The 14,822-nt window shown below is 77.3% G+C and carries 10 protein-coding genes; 6 read left to right on the top strand and 4 right to left on the bottom strand.

Annotated elements, in window-relative coordinates; all coding sequences use genetic code 11:
• Positions 1-75: 75 nt before the first annotated feature.
• Together LO771_RS09925 and LO771_RS09920 are read right to left on the bottom strand one after the other, a co-directional pair.
• Positions 76-1,590 carry an NADH-quinone oxidoreductase subunit NuoF family protein gene (locus LO771_RS09925; RefSeq protein WP_230649967.1) on the bottom strand — a complete coding sequence of 505 codons (1,515 nt, stop codon included), beginning with the start codon at positions 1,588-1,590 and terminating at the stop codon, positions 76-78.
• The gene (locus LO771_RS09920; RefSeq protein ID WP_230649964.1) at positions 1,590-3,344 is read right to left on the bottom strand and encodes a hypothetical protein; all 1,755 of its coding nucleotides are present in this window, start codon (positions 3,342-3,344) and stop codon (positions 1,590-1,592) included. The genes LO771_RS09925 and LO771_RS09920 overlap by 1 nt, the downstream gene beginning before the upstream one ends.
• A 709-nt stretch (positions 3,345-4,053) precedes the next feature.
• Between LO771_RS09920 and leuS the strand changes: the two genes are divergently transcribed.
• The 5 genes from leuS (at position 4,054) to LO771_RS09895 (ending at position 12,825) form a co-directional block, all read left to right on the top strand.
• Positions 4,054-6,945, top strand: coding sequence for a leucine--tRNA ligase (gene leuS, locus LO771_RS09915; protein WP_230649961.1), 2,892 nt, complete (start codon positions 4,054-4,056; stop codon positions 6,943-6,945).
• Between the two features lie 355 nt (positions 6,946-7,300).
• The gene (locus LO771_RS09910) at positions 7,301-8,041 is read left to right on the top strand and encodes a hypothetical protein (protein WP_230649958.1); all 741 of its coding nucleotides are present in this window, start codon (positions 7,301-7,303) and stop codon (positions 8,039-8,041) included.
• A gap of 90 nt (positions 8,042-8,131) precedes the next feature.
• Entirely contained in the window at positions 8,132-8,977 is an 846-nt protein-coding gene (locus LO771_RS09905; protein ID WP_230649955.1) for a DegV family protein, read from the top strand.
• A gap of 196 nt (positions 8,978-9,173) precedes the next feature.
• Positions 9,174-10,262, top strand: a complete 1,089-nt coding sequence (locus LO771_RS09900) for a ComEA family DNA-binding protein (protein WP_230649952.1) — start codon at positions 9,174-9,176, stop codon at positions 10,260-10,262.
• 28 nt (positions 10,263-10,290) lie between these two features.
• Positions 10,291-12,825 (top strand): ComEC/Rec2 family competence protein, encoded by a 2,535-nt coding sequence (locus tag LO771_RS09895; RefSeq protein ID WP_255744031.1) that lies wholly within the window; start codon positions 10,291-10,293, stop codon positions 12,823-12,825.
• A gap of 328 nt (positions 12,826-13,153) precedes the next feature.
• Here the strand turns inward: LO771_RS09895 and LO771_RS09890 are convergent, their stop codons facing one another.
• On the bottom strand, positions 13,154-13,639 hold the full coding sequence (locus tag LO771_RS09890) for a MarR family winged helix-turn-helix transcriptional regulator (RefSeq protein ID WP_230649950.1): 486 nt from the start codon (positions 13,637-13,639) through the stop codon (positions 13,154-13,156).
• A 97-nt stretch (positions 13,640-13,736) separates the two neighbouring features.
• Here LO771_RS09890 and LO771_RS09885 point away from each other — a divergent pair, with 97 nt between their 5' ends.
• On the top strand, positions 13,737-14,300 hold the full coding sequence (locus LO771_RS09885; protein WP_230649948.1) for a carboxymuconolactone decarboxylase family protein: 564 nt from the start codon (positions 13,737-13,739) through the stop codon (positions 14,298-14,300).
• 119 nt (positions 14,301-14,419) lie between these two features.
• Here the strand turns inward: LO771_RS09885 and LO771_RS09880 are convergent, their stop codons facing one another.
• Entirely contained in the window at positions 14,420-14,713 is a 294-nt protein-coding gene (locus LO771_RS09880) for a hypothetical protein (RefSeq protein ID WP_230649946.1), read from the bottom strand.
• Positions 14,714-14,822 lie beyond the last annotated feature (109 nt).

Here is a 14,822-nt window from a genome sequence, read left to right as displayed (position 1 = left end):
CTCCCCGATGGGGAGGCGGCCTTCCTGCTTCCCCGGGGTGCCGGCACCCCGGGGTCCGGGCCCCGGACCCCGGGGTCAGCGGTCCCTGCCGAAGCGGAGCGCCAGCGCCGGGCACTGGTTGACGGCCCGCTTGGCCTCGCTCTCCAGCCAGACCGGGATGGGGGCGTTGCTGACCACGGGGAAGCCGTGGGCGTCCAGGCTGAACAGCTCGGGTGCCAGGGCGGCGCACAGCCCGTGCGCCCGGCACCGCTGCCAGTCGACCACCAGGGTGGGGCCGCCGAGGTGGTCCTGGTCCTGTCCCGGCCCCCACGGGGAGAGCGGCATCACCCCCCGCACCCGGCGCCCGCAGCCGCCGCGCAGGCTGTGGTTGGCCAGGTCGTCGGTGAAGGCGGTGAGCGCGGAGAGGATGAAGCGGGACGAGCCGTCCGGGTGCGAGCAGGCGCCCTGCCCGATCACACCGCCCGCGATCCGGCGGGCCTCCTCCAGGGCGCGGGTGCCGCCGCCGCCGTTGGCGAGGTCGGTGAGGACCCGGGCCAGGTCGGGCAGGCCCATCCGGCACGGCCCGCACTGCCCGGCGGACTGGACGGCCAGCCACTCGGCGATCCGCGCGGCCTCGCCCAGCGGGCAGGTGTCCTCGGGGACGGGGATGACGATGCCCGCGCCGAAGGAGCCGCCCGCGGCGGACATGCCGGCGCGGGAGCAGGGCGCCCTCACGGCGGCGTCGGCGTCCAGGAACATGCCGTGGTACCCGCCGACCAGCACGCCCTGTCCGGGGGAGACCCCGGCGGCGTCCAGCACGTCGCCGAGGAGGGTGCCCGCGGGGGCCTCCACGACCAGCGGCCGGCCGGCGTCGGGGCGGTTGACCGTGAGCAGGACGGTGCCGGGCTCGGCCGCGGTGCCGATCACCGCGTAGGCGTCGGGGCCGAGGCGGGCCGCGATGCCCAGCTGCGCGAAGGTCTCCGCGTTGGACAGCAGGGTGGGGCGCCCGTCGACGCCGCCGTTGCCGCCGTCCGAGGTGCGGATCTTGCGGCTCGGGGGGATGGCGGGCAGGCCGTTGACGCCGCGGACCAGGGAGCCGCCCTCGCCGGAGGTGAACCGGTCGGGCTGGCAGACCACCCGTACCGGGATGTCCCAGCTGCGCTCGGCCACGGCGGGCGGCATCGAGGTGACGCCGGGGCTCCCCTCGTCGACGCCGATCGCGAGGGAGGCCGCGCCCAGGGCGTCCGCGACCAGGCCCGCCCCGTCGAGGATGACGTGCGGGGCGCGGGCCAGCAGCATGCGGTCCTTGGCGCTGCCCGGCTCGCCCTCCGTGGCGTTGACCACGACGGCGGGGGCGATCCGCTGGCGCTCCACCGTCCGGACGACGGCCTGGAGCTTGCGGGCGAAGGGGAAGCCCGCGCCGCCCTTGCCCTTCAGCTTGATCTTCTCGGCGAGCGCGATCAGGCCGTCGAGGTCGTAGCGGGGGAGGGGGCCGTGGGCGCGCTGGTGCGCGGCGTGGTCGAGCCGGAGGTCGGCGTCCAGGCCGGCGGTCAGCCGGGCGGGGCCGATCCGGAGGACCTCCGGGACGTCGGTCACGGCGGGGGTGGTCATCAGCGGGCCTGCCAGGGGTCGGCGGAGTAGGCGGCCGGGACCTGGCCGTAGGCCGGTCCGGCGCCGGGGGCGGCGGGAGCGGGGCCGGGCATCGGGGCCGGCTGCGGCTGGGGGGCCGCGGGGTAGCCGTACCCGGTGGCCGGCATCTGGGGGAAGGAGCCGGTGGCGAAGGGGTCCGCCGGGGCGGTCGGCGGGAGGTACTGCAGCGGGGCCGCGGCCGCGCCGAGGGTGACGCCCGGGGCCTGCACCTGCGGCACGGCGCCCGTGGAGAACGGGTCGGCGGCGTAGCCCGCGTAGGGCTGCTGCCCGGCCGCCGGGTACCCGCCGGCGGCGTACGCCTGCGGTGCGGCGTACGCCTGCGGTGCGGCCTGGGGCGCCGTCGGCTGGGAGGCCGGCGCGGGCACGGGCTGCGCCATCGCGGGCTGGGGCATCACGGGCTGCGCCGTCAGGGGCTGGGAGGCCTGGTACTGCGCGGCCGCCTGCTGCGCCGCCACCGCCTGCTGGGCGGCGGCGTAGGGGTCGCCGGTGTACGGGACGCCCGCGGCCTGCGCCGCCGCGTACTGCCGCTGCCCGGCGTCGAGCAGCGCGTTGAGCTCACCGGTGTCCCACTCGGCGGCGAAGCGCGCGGAGAACTCGCCCGTGTCGACCACCGACCCGGTCGGCTGGAGGACGGGCTGCTGCTGCGCCGCGACGGGCTGTGCGTACAGCGGCTGCTGCGGCTGCACGGGCTCCGGCTGCTGCACGGCCGGCCGGACCGGTTCGGCGGCCGGGACCGCCCCGGGCTCCGCCGCGTACGACGGCGCGGCCGGCATGACGGTGGTCGGCTCCGGTGCGGAGGGGGCCGCGGGCTCCGCCCCGGTCGGCCCGGGGATCGGGAGGTCGCGGGTGAGCGGGATGTCCCGGGCGGTGCCGGCGGCCGCCCCGCTCCGCGCCGCGGCCGGGCGGCGGTCGGCCCCGCCGGGGCCGACCACCAGGTCGCGGGCCATCAGCCTGCGGGTCGACTCCAGCTCCGCCGCGCTCTTGCCCGTGTTGCCGAGGGCGCGGACCAGCACGGCGAGCGCGACGGCCGCCACGCAGAGCCCGTAGCCCCACAGGACGTACCACTTGCCGGGCCGTCCGGCGGTGAGCCCGTGCGTGAGGCCGATGAGCCAGGACGCGTAGCCCATGACGTGGACCGGCCGCCAGATCCACGGGTACCGGCCGTGGGCGAACCTGCTGCGCAGGATGCCGGTGACGGCGACGCCGACCATCAGGTACGCGGCGACGGTGCCCAGCCCCACGGCCACCGGTGTGCCGACCCCGCCCAGCGGGATGACGCCGTCGACCGGCGCGGCCTCGCCGAACGAGATCTTCACCAGGATGTGGAGGAGGAGCGCCGCTAGGGCCGCGGTGGAGATGCCGCGGTGCACGGCCTGCGAGAAGACCCGCTGGTGCGGCTTGAGGACCGACTGGTTGGTCGAGATCAGCCCCCACACCACCGAGCCGGTGAGCGAGACGAGGGTGACCACGCCGATGAAGAAGTCGAGGAAGTTGAGGACCCCGAGCGACGCGCTGTCCATCCACGACTTGCCGGCCGGGCTGGAGAAGGCCCGCACGGCCGTCGACGTGATGGTCACCGAGACGGTGACGAGCACCAGGAACAGCGGGAACGGCAGGCGTTTGAGGCCGCCGCCCCCTCCGGTGGCTGCGTCGCGGAGGCGGGCCGCGCCCCGCAGTGCGGCGCGCCGGCGCGGCTGGGTGCTCTTGGTGTTCACGAGGGGCCCTCCAGGGTCTTGGCCCGAAAGCCGATGACACGGCGATGCTATAGCCGCGGCAGTGGCCGGAACGGCCCCGGAGGCATTGCCGGGAATTCTCCACCGCCACCGTTAGGGGCCTCTTAGGACTCACTTAGGGTAGGGGTCGCGGCCGGTGCTTATGACCGTTTTGCGGGCATGTTGCGCGCCTTCCGTTGCCGTCAGGGGCCTCCAGTCGTCATTCCTCCGTAAGGAGTCCCGGGAAAGGGGAATCCTCCGGGGAATTCCCCGGCCGCCTTTCCGGAGGATTCCCTGGGTATTTCCGGGGGGATTCCCCGGCGGCCTCCGGTGCGCATCCGCCCGGTGCGCGCGGCCCGCTCCCGCGACGCCTCGCCCGCTGCCCTGTGCCGGCCCGCCCCGTCGCCGGGTGCGGCCGGTCCGGCCCGGCGCGCGGCCGCTTCCCGCGCGCCCCGTCCGCGCGGTGCGGCGCGCCCCTCCCCGGTGCGGCTCCGGCGCCCCGCCGGCGGTCCGAGCGGGCCGTGGCGCCCCTGCGGTACCCTGACCCCGTGCGAACCGTGCGCCTGCTCCTTAGCCGGCCGCGCTGACCAGTACCGGCCGACGCCTGGCGGACAGGCCGGAGTCGGCGCGGCGACCCCTCATGCAGAGGGGTTTTTTCATTTCCGGCTGACGTGACGGTCCGCAACCTGACACCGATGGAGTCCTGAGGACGATGAGCGAGACGACCCCTGCTGCGGGCGCGGCCGAGACCGCCGCCGGCGAGCCCTTCCGGTACACAGCCGCGCTGGCTGCCGACATCGAGGCGCGCTGGCAGGACCTCTGGGAGAAGGAGGGGACGTTCCACGCCCCCAACCCGGCCGGTCCGCTGGCCGACCCGGCGGCCGGCGACGTCTCCGCGAAGCCGCACGCCTTCATCATGGACATGTTCCCGTACCCGTCCGGGTCGGGCCTGCACGTCGGCCACCCCCTGGGGTACATCGCCACCGACGTCTACGCCCGCTACAAGCGGATGACCGGGCACAACGTCCTGCACACCCTGGGCTACGACGCCTTCGGCCTGCCCGCCGAGCAGTACGCGGTGCAGACCGGCACCCACCCCCGGGTCTCCACCGAGGCGAACATCGAGGTCTTCCGCGCCCAGCTGCGCCGCCTGGGCCTGGGCCACGACAGCCGCCGGTCGGTCACCACCATCGACCCGGACTACTACCGCTGGACGCAGTGGATCTTCCTGCAGATCTTCGACTCCTGGTACGACGGGTCCGCCGGCCGCGCCCGCCCCATCGCCGAGCTGGTCGCGCAGTTCGCCTCCGGCGAGCGCCCCACCCCCGACGGCCGCCCCTGGGCCGAGCTGAGCCCCGCCGAGCGCGACGAGGTCCTGGGCGACCACCGCCTGGCCTACGCCAAGGAGGTGCCGGTCAACTGGTGCCCCGGCCTGGGCACCGTGCTGGCCAACGAGGAGGTCACCGCCGACGGCCGCTCCGAGCGCGGCAACTTCCCCGTCTTCAAGGCCAAGCTGCGCCAGTGGATGATGCGGATCACCGCCTACGCGGACCGCCTGATCTCCGACCTGGACCTGCTGGACTGGCCCGAGGCCATCAAGCTGCAGCAGCGCAACTGGATCGGCCGCTCCGAGGGCGCCCGCGTCGACTTCGCCGTGGACGCCGACGGCGGGGCCGCGGTCACCGTCTTCACCACGCGCCCCGACACCCTGTTCGGCGCCACCTACATGGTGCTGGCGCCCGAGCACGACCTGGTCGACCGCATCGTCCCCGCCGCCTGGCCCGAGGGCGTCCGCGAGGACTGGACCGGCGGCGCCGCCACCCCCGCCGAGGCCGTCGCCGCCTACCGCGCCGAGGCCGCCGCCAAGTCCGACGTCGAGCGGCAGGCCGACGCCAAGGTGAAGACCGGCGTCTTCACCGGCGCCTACGCCGTCAACCCCGTCAGCGGCGAGCGGGTCCCCGTCTTCGTCGCCGACTACGTGCTGATGGGCTACGGCACCGGCGCCATCATGGCCGTGCCCGCCCACGACCACCGCGACTTCGCCTTCGCCCGCGCCTTCGGCCTGCCGATGCGCTGCGTCGTGCAGCCCGACGACGGCCGCGGCACCGACCCCTCGACGTGGGACGACGCCTTCACCTCCTACGACGCGGCGATCGTCCACTCCGCCAACGACTCCGTGACCCTGGACGGCCTGGGCGTCGTCGAGGCCAAGAAGCGGATCACCGCCTGGCTGTCCGAGCGCGGTCTGGGCGAGGGCACCGTCAACTACCGCCTGCGCGACTGGCTGTTCAGCCGCCAGCGCTACTGGGGCGAGCCCTTCCCGATCGTCTACGACGAGGACGGCGTCGCCCACGCGCTGCCCGAGTCGATGCTGCCGGTCGAGCTGCCCGAGATCGACGACTACTCGCCGCGCACCTTCGACCCCGACGACGCCGACACCTCCCCCGAGACCCCGCTGTCCCGGGCCGAGGAGTGGGTCAACGTCGAGCTGGACCTGGGCGACGGACCGAAGCGCTACCGCCGCGAGACCAACACCATGCCCAACTGGGCCGGCTCCTGCTGGTACGAGCTGCGCTACGTCGACCCGGTCTCCGCCGACCGCGTCGTCGACCCCGCCGCCGAGCAGTACTGGATGGGCCCGCGCCACGGCAAGCCCGCCGGCGGCGCCGACCTGTACGTCGGCGGCGCCGAGCACGCCGTGCTGCACCTGCTGTACGCCCGCTTCTGGCACAAGGTCCTGTTCGACCTGGGGCACGTCTCGTCCTTCGAGCCGTTCCACAAGCTGTACAACCAGGGCATGATCACCGCCTACGTCTTCCGGGACGAGCGCGGCTTCCCCGTCCCCGCCGCCGAGGTCGAGGAGCGCGACGGCCGGTACTACTGGGAGGGCCGGGAGGTCCGCCGCGAGGCGGGCAAGATGGGCAAGTCCCTGAAGAACACCGTCGCCCCCGACCAGATCGCCGAGCAGTACGGCGCCGACACGCTGCGCCTGTACGAGATGGCGATGGGCCCCCTGGACGTCTCCCGCCCCTGGGAGGAGCGGGCCGTCGTCGGCTCCTACCGCTTCCTGCAGCGGCTGTGGCGCAACATCGTCGACGAGGAGACCGGCGAGACGGTCGTCACCGACGAGGAGCCGGACGACGCCACCCTGCGCGCCCTGCACCGCGCGGTCGACGGCATCCGCGGCGACATGGAGGGGCTGCGCTTCAACACCGCGGTCGCCAAGGCCACGGAGCTCAACAACCACCTGGTCAAGCGCGGTTCCACCCCGCGCTCCGTCGCCGAGCGGCTGGTGCTGCTGGTGGCCCCGCTGGCGCCGCACATCGCCGAGGAGCTGTGGCGCCGCCTGGGCCACGGCGAGTCGCTGGCCTTCGCCGACTACCCGGTCGCCGACCCGGCGTACCTGGTCGACGAGACCGTCACCTGCGTCGTCCAGATCAAGGGCAAGGTCAAGGCCCGGCTGGAGGTGCCGCCCGGCATCGGCGACGCCGAGCTGGAGGCGCTGGCCCTGGCCGACGAGGCCGTGGTCCGGGCCGTGGGCGGCGCGCCGGTGCGCAAGGTCGTCGTGCGGGCGCCCAAGCTGGTCAACATCGTCACCGGCTGACGGCCGGGGACCGGCCGGATCGGCGGCGGGGCCGGACGCAGGGGTTCTGCCCCTGCGGCCGGCCCCGCCGCATGTCCGGCCCCGGGCCGGTGGCGGTCCGCCCCGGTCCCGGCCTGCTCCGGCCCCGGCCTGCTCCGGCCCCGGCCTGCTCCGGCCCCGGCCTGCTCCGGCCCCGGCCCGCTCCGTGCGGGTTCTGCCGCACGTCAGGGGTGCCTCGCGTCAGGGACAACCCCCACTCGTCCCTGAACTCCTCCGCTCCGCCCGGATTGCCGGGTCCCCCGGGGCGGACCTCGGGCTACCGTGGGGGGACCGCCCCGGACGACGGACCGGGGCAGCCCGCACGGAGGTGGCACCCATGGAGGCGGTCGGCATCGTGGTCGGCGTCATCGCGCTGCTCGTCCTCGGCCTGCTCGCCCTCCTGGCGGTGGCCGCGGTCAAGGCCGGCAGGGCGGTGGGCCGCAAGGTCGAGGAGCACGGCGACCGGGCCCGCCGCGCGGTCGAGGACGCGGCGCTGAAGGCCCGCAAGTACACCCAGGCCGGTCCGCAGGGCCGGATCGCCGCCCTCCGTCTGGAGGTCCGCGAGTCGCTCACCGCCACCCGCCGCATGCTGGAGTCCGGCGTCGGTGCGGACCCCCAGCTCGGCGACGCCCTCCAGCTCCTCGCCCGCCTCGACGAGCACGCCCGCGCCCTCGACGGGGAGCTGCGCCTGCTGGAGCGGGAGCCCGGAGCCCCGCGGGTCGACGCACGGCTGCCCGAGCTGCGCGAACGGGCCGGACGCCTCACCCACGCGGCCGAGTCGCTGCGCTGGGCGGCCCAGGACCGCGCCCACCACTTCTCCGACAGCGACCTGGCGCGGCTGGGCCGGGAGTGCGAGACGGAGGCCGGGGCGCTCCGCCACTGGGCCCCGGCCGCTCCGCCGGCCCCCGGGGCCCCCGAGCCCGCCTCCGCCCCGGCCCCCGCGCCCGCCGATGCGGCCGGTCCCCGCCCGCGGCGCGGGATCTCCGCCGGGCGCGCGCCGAGCGCGGCCGACGCCCTGGGGCTCGCGGACCGCCTCCGCAAGCCCCGCCCCGAGCCCGGCGCTCCCACCGCCGGCTGACCGGGGACCCGCCGCCACCTGCGGGGGAGCGTCCTCCGTCCTCCCGGGCCCCCTGTCCCGCGCCGCCCCCCTGCGGGTAACCTCCCGCACATGCCCGCCCACGTCGCCCTCGTCACCGATTCCACGGCCTACCTGCCGCAGGACGCCGTGGACCGCCACCGGATCGGCGTGGTGCCGCTCAGCGTGGTGGTCGGCGACGAGGTCCTGGCCGAGGGGATCGAGGCGTCGCCCAAGGACGTCGCCCAGGCCCTGCGGGCACGCCGGACGGTGACCACCTCCCGGCCGGGCCCGGAGGCGTTCGCCGCCGCCTACCGCGCCGCCGCCGAGGCCGGTGCGGACGCCGTGGTGTCGGTCCACCTCTCCGCCGAGCTCTCCGGCACCCACGAGGCCGCGCAGCTCGCCGCGGCCTCCGCCGGGCTGCCCGTCCAGGTCGTCGACACCCGCCTGGTCGGCATGGCGCTGGGGTACTGCGTGCTCGCCGCGGCCGAGGCCGCGGAGCGGGGCTGCGGGCCGGAGGAGGTCGCGGAGGCCGCCGGGCGCCGTGCGGCCGGGGCCGCGGGCTACTTCTACGTCGACACCCTCGAGTACCTGCGGCGCGGCGGGCGCATCGGTGCGGCCCGCGCGCTGCTGGGCTCCGCGCTGGCCGTCAAACCGCTGCTCCACCTGTCGGGCGGCCGCATCGAGCCGCTGGAGAAGGTCCGCACGGCCTCCCGGGCCATCGCCCGGCTGGAGGAGCTCGCCGTGGAGCGGGCCGGCGAGGCCGAGGTCGACGTCGCCGTCCACCACCTCGCCGCGGAGGACCGCGCCGAGCCCCTCGCCGAGCGGCTGCGCGGCCGCATCCCCGGCCTGCGCGACCTGTACGTCGGCGAGGTCGGCGCCGTCATCGGCGCCCACGTGGGGCCGGGCCTGCTGGCGGTGGTGGTGTCGCCCCGCTGACGGTGGTGGCGGTGGTGGCGGTGACGGTCGCAGCGGTGGCGGTGGCGGTGGTGGCGGTGGTGAGGCCGGCGGGACCGGGCCGGGCGGGCTCCTTTTCACCCCCACGGGTGAACGGAGTCGTCCACACCCCGGGGTTGTCCACAGCCTGCCGGCCGTTCCGCCCACGGGTCGCCGGCCTCGCCTAGCGTCCCGGGGCATGAGTCCCACGACCCCGTCCGGCACCCGCCGCCGGGAGGTGAGCGCGCTCGTCCGCCACCGCCTGGAGGCCGTCCTGCCGCAGCCGCAGCCGCAGCCGCAGCCGCAGCCGCAGCCGCAGCCGCAGCCGCAGCCGTCCCCGCTCCCGTCCGGGGGGTCCGGGCCGCTGTCCTCAGCCGCCCCCGCCTCCGCGGCGGGGGTCGGCCAGCCGCACGCCCTCCACGATGCCGGTCCCCGTCCCGGCCCCGGTTTTCCCTCTCGCCCGGATCCGCACCCGGCTCCTCCCGCGACCCTGCTCCCGCCTCCGCCTGAATCCGACGGCGAGGGCGGCGACGGCACGGACGAGGCCCGCGCCGCCGTACGCACCCGGGCCCGGGCCGGAACCCCTCCCTACCGGTGGGCCGCGCGACTCGCCCGCGCCCTGCCCGACCTGCCGGACCTCGACCGCCGCGCAGTCGCCGGACTGGTGGTGCTCCTCCTGCTGGCCGTCGGCTACGGCGTGCAGCACTTCCGGTCCGCCCGGCCCCGCTCCGTCCCGGTCCCGTCGGTCGCGGTCCCCGGCGGCGTTCCCGGCCCCACCCCGGCGGCCGCCGCGCTCGCCCCGCCCGGCGCGGATCCGGCCGGCGCCCCTCCCCGCCCCTCGCCCGGGCCCGCCGCCCAGGTGGTGGTGGACGTCTCCGGCAAGGTCCGCAGTCCGGGGCTGCGGACCCTGCCGCGCGGTTCGCGGGTGGCGGACGCCCTCCGGGCCGCCGGCGGTCCGCGACGCGGTGCCGACACCACCGGCCTCAACCTCGCCCGCGTCCTCGTCGACGGCGAGCAGATCCTCGTCGGCGCGTCCGCCGCACCGGGTTCACCGGCTGCGCCATCACCCCGGGGTGCGGCGGGCGGCCGTCCCACCGCCCCGGTCAGCCTCAACACCGCCAGCGCCGAGCAGCTCGACTCCCTGCCGGGCGTGGGACCCGTCCTCGCCGGCCACATCGTCGAGTACCGCGAGGCCCACGGAGGCTTCACCGCCCTGGACCAGCTGCGGCAGGTCGCGGGCATCGGAGCCCGCAAGTACGCCGACCTCCGTCCGCTGGTCACCCTCTGATGACGGGTCGTCCCGGACCCGGTCCCGCATGAACAGCCCTCCTCCCGCCCCCGCACGGCGCACGGGCCGGCCCCCGTCCCCGAACCCCGGCCCTGCCCCCGGCCGCGTCCGGGATCCCCGCCCGGACCCGGACCCGGATCCGGCGCTCCGCCCCGACCTGCGGCTGCTGCCGCCCGCGGCCGCCGCCTGGGCCACCACCGCGGTGCTGCTCACCTCCGGCCCCGGCCGCACCCCGGCCGTCCTCGCCGGCGCCGCGGCGGCCGTCCTCACCGCCGCCGTGCTCCTGGTCCGCGGCCGCCGCCATGCCCTTCCCGCCCTGCTGCTGACCGCCGCGGCCGCCGCCGTGACCACCACCCTCCACACCGCCGACCTCCACCGCGGTCCGATCCCCGCCCTCGCCCGAATCCAGGCCCACGCCGCCGTCGACCTCACCCTCACCGGGGACCCGGTCGCCCACGGCCCCCGCGTCCGCGGCTCCGGGCGCGGTCAGGGCACCGTCACCGTCCACGCCCGGGCCGACCTGGTCACCTCGGGAGGCGCCGCGACCGCCACCCGCACCCCCGTGGTCCTGACCGCCCAGGGCCGGGAGGCGGCCCGGTGGCTCACCCTGGTCCCCTCCACCCGCCTCGCCGCGGACGTCACCGTGCTCCCGTCCGACGACCCGTCCGAACCGGTCGCCGCCGTCCTGCTGACCCGGGGCCCGCCCCGGCTGATCGCCCCGCCCACGGCCGTGCAGCGGGCGGCCGCAGGCCTGCGCGCCGGGCTGCGCCGTGCCGCGGACCCCCTCCCGCCCGACGCCCGAGCCCTGCTGCCGGGCCTCGTCACGGGCGACACCTCCCGCATCCCCGACGACCTCCACGACGCCTTCCGCGCCACCGACCTGGCGCACGTCCTCGCCGTCAGCGGTGCGAACCTCTCGATCCTGCTCGCCGTCCTCCTCGGCGCCCCCGCCCGCGCCGCCACCCCCGAGCGCGGCGGACTGGCCGCCCGGCTCGGCCTGCCGCTCCGCACCACGGCCGCCCTGGGCGCCGCCCTCACCGCCTCCTTCGTCGTCCTCTGCCGCCCCGAGCCCAGCGTGCTGCGGGCCGCCGCCACCGGGCTGGTCGGCCTGCTGGCCGTCGCCACCGGACGCCGCAGCCACGCCCTGACCGCACTCGCCGCAGCCGTCCTGCTGCTCGTCCTCTCCGACCCGTGGCTCGCCCGGGACTACGGCTTCCTGCTCTCCGTGCTCGCCACGACAGGGCTGCTCACCCTGGGGCCGCGCTGGTCCGCGGGCCTGCTCCGCCGCGGCTGGCCAGCCCGCCTCGCCGAGGCGACCGGCGCCGCCTGCGCCGCGCAGGCGTTCTGCGGCCCGGTCATCGTCGTCCTGACCGCCCGGGTCAGCCTCGTCGCCGTCCCCTGCAACCTGCTCGCCGAACCGGCCGTGGCCCCGGCCACCCTGCTCGGCTTCGCCGCCCTCGCGGCCGCCCCCGTCTCCGGCACCGCGGCCGCCCTCCTCGCCCGCCTGGCGGGCGTGCCCGCCGGCTGGCTGGCCACCGTGGCCCGGCACGGCGCGGCCCTGCCCGGCGCGGAGGCCGCCTGGCCCGCGGGCGTGCCGGGGGCGGCCCTGCTCGTCGCGGCCACCGCCGCCGCGGCCTGCGCGCTCCCCGCCGTCCTGCCCCGGCTGCGCCGCCACCCCGCCCTGGCCGCGCTGCTCGCCGCCGCCGTGCTCGCCCTCCTGCTCCGGCCGCCCGCCCTCACCCGGATCACCACCGGCTGGCCGCCTCCCGGCTGGCGGCTCGTCATGTGCGACGTCGGCCAGGGCGACATGGCCGTCCTGCCCGCCGGACCGGGCACGGTCCCCGGCACCGCCGTCGTCGTCGACACCGGCCCGGACCCGCACGCCGCCGACGCCTGCCTCCGCTCACTCGGCGTCACCCGGATCGCCCTGGTGATCCTCACCCACTTCCACGCCGACCACGTCGAGGGGCTCCCCGGGGTGCTGCGCGGCCGCTCCGTCGGCGCCGTCCAGACCACCGTGCTGGACGACCCGCCGGGGGAGGAGGCCAGGGTGCTGCGCTGGACCGCCCGCGCCGGCGTGCCCGTCGTCCGCGCCCTGCCCGGCGAGCACCGGACCGCCGCACCCGGCGTGGCCTGGGACGTCCTCTGGCCTGCCGGTCCGCCCACCCCGGACACCCCCGGGCCGAACAACGCCAGCGTTGCCGCGGTGGCGACCGTCGGCGGCCTGCGGATCGCCCTCCTCGGCGACCTCGAACCGGCCGCCCAGGCACGGCTGCTCGCCGCCGACCCGGCCGCGCTCCGGGGGGTGGACGTCCTGAAGGTCGCCCACCACGGCTCGGCCCGCCAGGACTGGTCCCTCGCCGCGCTCCTGCACCCCCGCCTCGCGCTGGTCTCCTGCGGGAAGGACAACCCCTACGGGCATCCGGCCCCCGGCACCGTCGCCCGGCTCCACGCCCTGGGCGCCACGGTGCTGCGCACCGACACCTCCGGCGACATCGCCGTCCTCGGCGGCGGCCGGGCGGCCCTCCGCGCCGTCGTCCACCCCCACCACCCCGGCGGGTGAGCGCCCGCGGCACGGCCCGGACGGTCCGCACGGTCCGCCTGCCGTCCTCGCCGGCCGGACCGGGCGCGCCACGGGCCCGGTCGGGGCACGGGCCCGGTCGGGGCACGGCGGCGCTCCGGGCCGCGCGTCCCGACGGCCGCCGCCCCCGGTCCCGCCGCGTCGTGCGGCCGTCTCCTCCGGGCCGCCCGCCCGGACTGCACCGGACCGCCCGGACTGCACCGGACCGCCAAGACCGCCCGGACCGCCAAGACCGCCCGGACCGCCGCGACCCGGTCGCGGGGGCGACCGCCGGCGGCGGCTGGCCGGACCGGGCGCTGCGCGCGCCGGGTCAGCCGCCGAACCACCCCGCCGCATCGAGCCGGAAGGCCGGTCCTGGGACGACCGTCCGCAGGGCGTCCTCCAGGTCGCCCAGGCGTTCCGCGCCCAGGGACTCGGCCCAACTGGCCCGCAGTTCCTCGAACACGGCCGCCGAGCGGACGAGCGCGTCGACGCCGTGCGGGGTGAGCCGGATGATCCTGCGCCTGGCGTCCGCCGGGTCGTCGGTCCGCTCGACGTAGCCCAGCGCCTCCAGCCGGTCCGCCGTCTTCCCCGCCGCCTGCTTGGAGACGCCGAGGCGCCGCCCCAGCTCGCCGGCGGTCGTGCCGGCCGTCCCGACGGCCTGCAGGGCGAACCCGTGGGCCGGCCGCAGGTCGGGGTGGCCTTGGACGGCCAGTTCGGCGTGGAGCTGGTCGATGAGGGAGCGGAACCCCGCGAACAGCAGCAGGGGAAGTTCGAACCCGTGGGTGGCCTGGCGGTCCTGTGGAGCGTCAGCCATTGCGCAACCCGACAACCTGGTTTACCTTTTCGTCAACCATGTTGTCCATCTTAGGGCGCTGCCCCTCCGGCTGCACCCTGTGGAGGATCGATCCGCCATGACCCCGAACCTCTTCACCGACCACACGCCCGACTCCGCGCCCGCCGGTTCCCGCAGGCTGATGGAGGCGACCGAGCGCCACCTGGGCCGCCTCCCGGCCGCGGTCGCGCGCCTGGCCGAGTCGCCGCAGCTGCTGGAGGGCTTCCAGCGGCTCAGCGGACTGTTCGAGGCGTCCACCCTCGACCCGCTCGCCCGCGAGGTCGTCATCCTCACCGTCGCCACCCGCAACGCCTGCCACGTCTGCGTGGCCATGCACACGGCCAGGCTCGACGCGATGGGCGCCGGACCGGACCTCGTCGCGGCACTCCGCGAAGGACGCGTCCTGGACGACGCCCGGCTGGAGGCGGTCCGTGTCTTCGCGCTCCACGTCCTCGCCACCGCCGGGGAGGCGGACCCCGAGGAGCTGCGGGCCTTCCTCGCGTACGGCCACACCGTCCGCAACGCCCTGGAGGTCGTCCTCGGCATCGGCGCGTACACCCTGTCCACGCTGGCCAACCGGATGACCCGGGCGCCGCTCGACGAGGAGCTGGCGCCCTACGCCTGGGACGGCGCCGCGGCCTGACCCCGGCCGTCCCCGCGTCCGGCCGCTCCCGCGTCCGCCCGCCCCGGGGTCGGCGGGAGCAGCCCCGGGGCAGGCACCCCGGCCGCCCGCGGCGCGCCGGCGGACGGCCGGGGTGCGCGTCAGGCGTCCTCGCACCAGCCCCCGTGGTCGGCGGCGAGCCGCTCCAGGTCGTCCCGCCGCGCCTCCGCCCACGCGGCGCCGGGCTGCTCCAGGACGACCAGCCACTGGGCGTCCTCGGCGTCGTCCTCCCCGGCGAGCGCCTCGCGCACCAGCTCCGGCTCGCCCAGCTCGGGCCACCGCTCCACCGCCTCGGCCGCGGTCTCCTCGGCGGCGTCGCGGTCGGGGAGCACGAGCAGTCGGCGGACGGCGCCGCCCGGGTGGGCGGGTCCTGCGAGGTCGGCGTGTTCGGTCACCCGGCCATTCTCCCCGACCCGGATGCGGGGCCCCGGCGGCAGGCCTGGGCACTCCACGGCGGCGGGGGCGGTGCCCGCCCGCCACCGGACCGCACGGCCGCCCCGGCCC

The sequence above is a fragment of the Streptacidiphilus sp. ASG 303 genome (genome assembly GCF_020991365.1).
In the GTDB taxonomy this organism is placed as follows: domain Bacteria; phylum Actinomycetota; class Actinomycetes; order Streptomycetales; family Streptomycetaceae; genus Peterkaempfera.
The sequence above is the reverse complement of the archived record's forward strand: the minus strand, read 5'-3'. Positions and strand labels throughout refer to the sequence as shown.

Bases quoted from the DNA above. Each gene is read 5' to 3' on its own strand.
- LO771_RS09925 (WP_230649967.1), bottom strand. From the start codon at position 1,590: ATGACCACCCCCGCCGTGACCGACGTCCCGGAGGTCCTCCGGATCGGC.
- leuS (WP_230649961.1), top strand. From the start codon at position 4,054: ATGAGCGAGACGACCCCTGCTGCGGGCGCGGCCGAGACCGCCGCCGGC.
- LO771_RS09910 (WP_230649958.1), top strand. From the start codon at position 7,301: ATGGAGGCGGTCGGCATCGTGGTCGGCGTCATCGCGCTGCTCGTCCTC.
- LO771_RS09905 (WP_230649955.1), top strand. From the start codon at position 8,132: ATGCCCGCCCACGTCGCCCTCGTCACCGATTCCACGGCCTACCTGCCG.
- LO771_RS09900 (WP_230649952.1), top strand. From the start codon at position 9,174: ATGAGTCCCACGACCCCGTCCGGCACCCGCCGCCGGGAGGTGAGCGCG.
- LO771_RS09895 (WP_255744031.1), top strand. From the start codon at position 10,291: ATGAACAGCCCTCCTCCCGCCCCCGCACGGCGCACGGGCCGGCCCCCG.
- LO771_RS09890 (WP_230649950.1), bottom strand. From the start codon at position 13,639: ATGGCTGACGCTCCACAGGACCGCCAGGCCACCCACGGGTTCGAACTT.
- LO771_RS09885 (WP_230649948.1), top strand. From the start codon at position 13,737: ATGACCCCGAACCTCTTCACCGACCACACGCCCGACTCCGCGCCCGCC.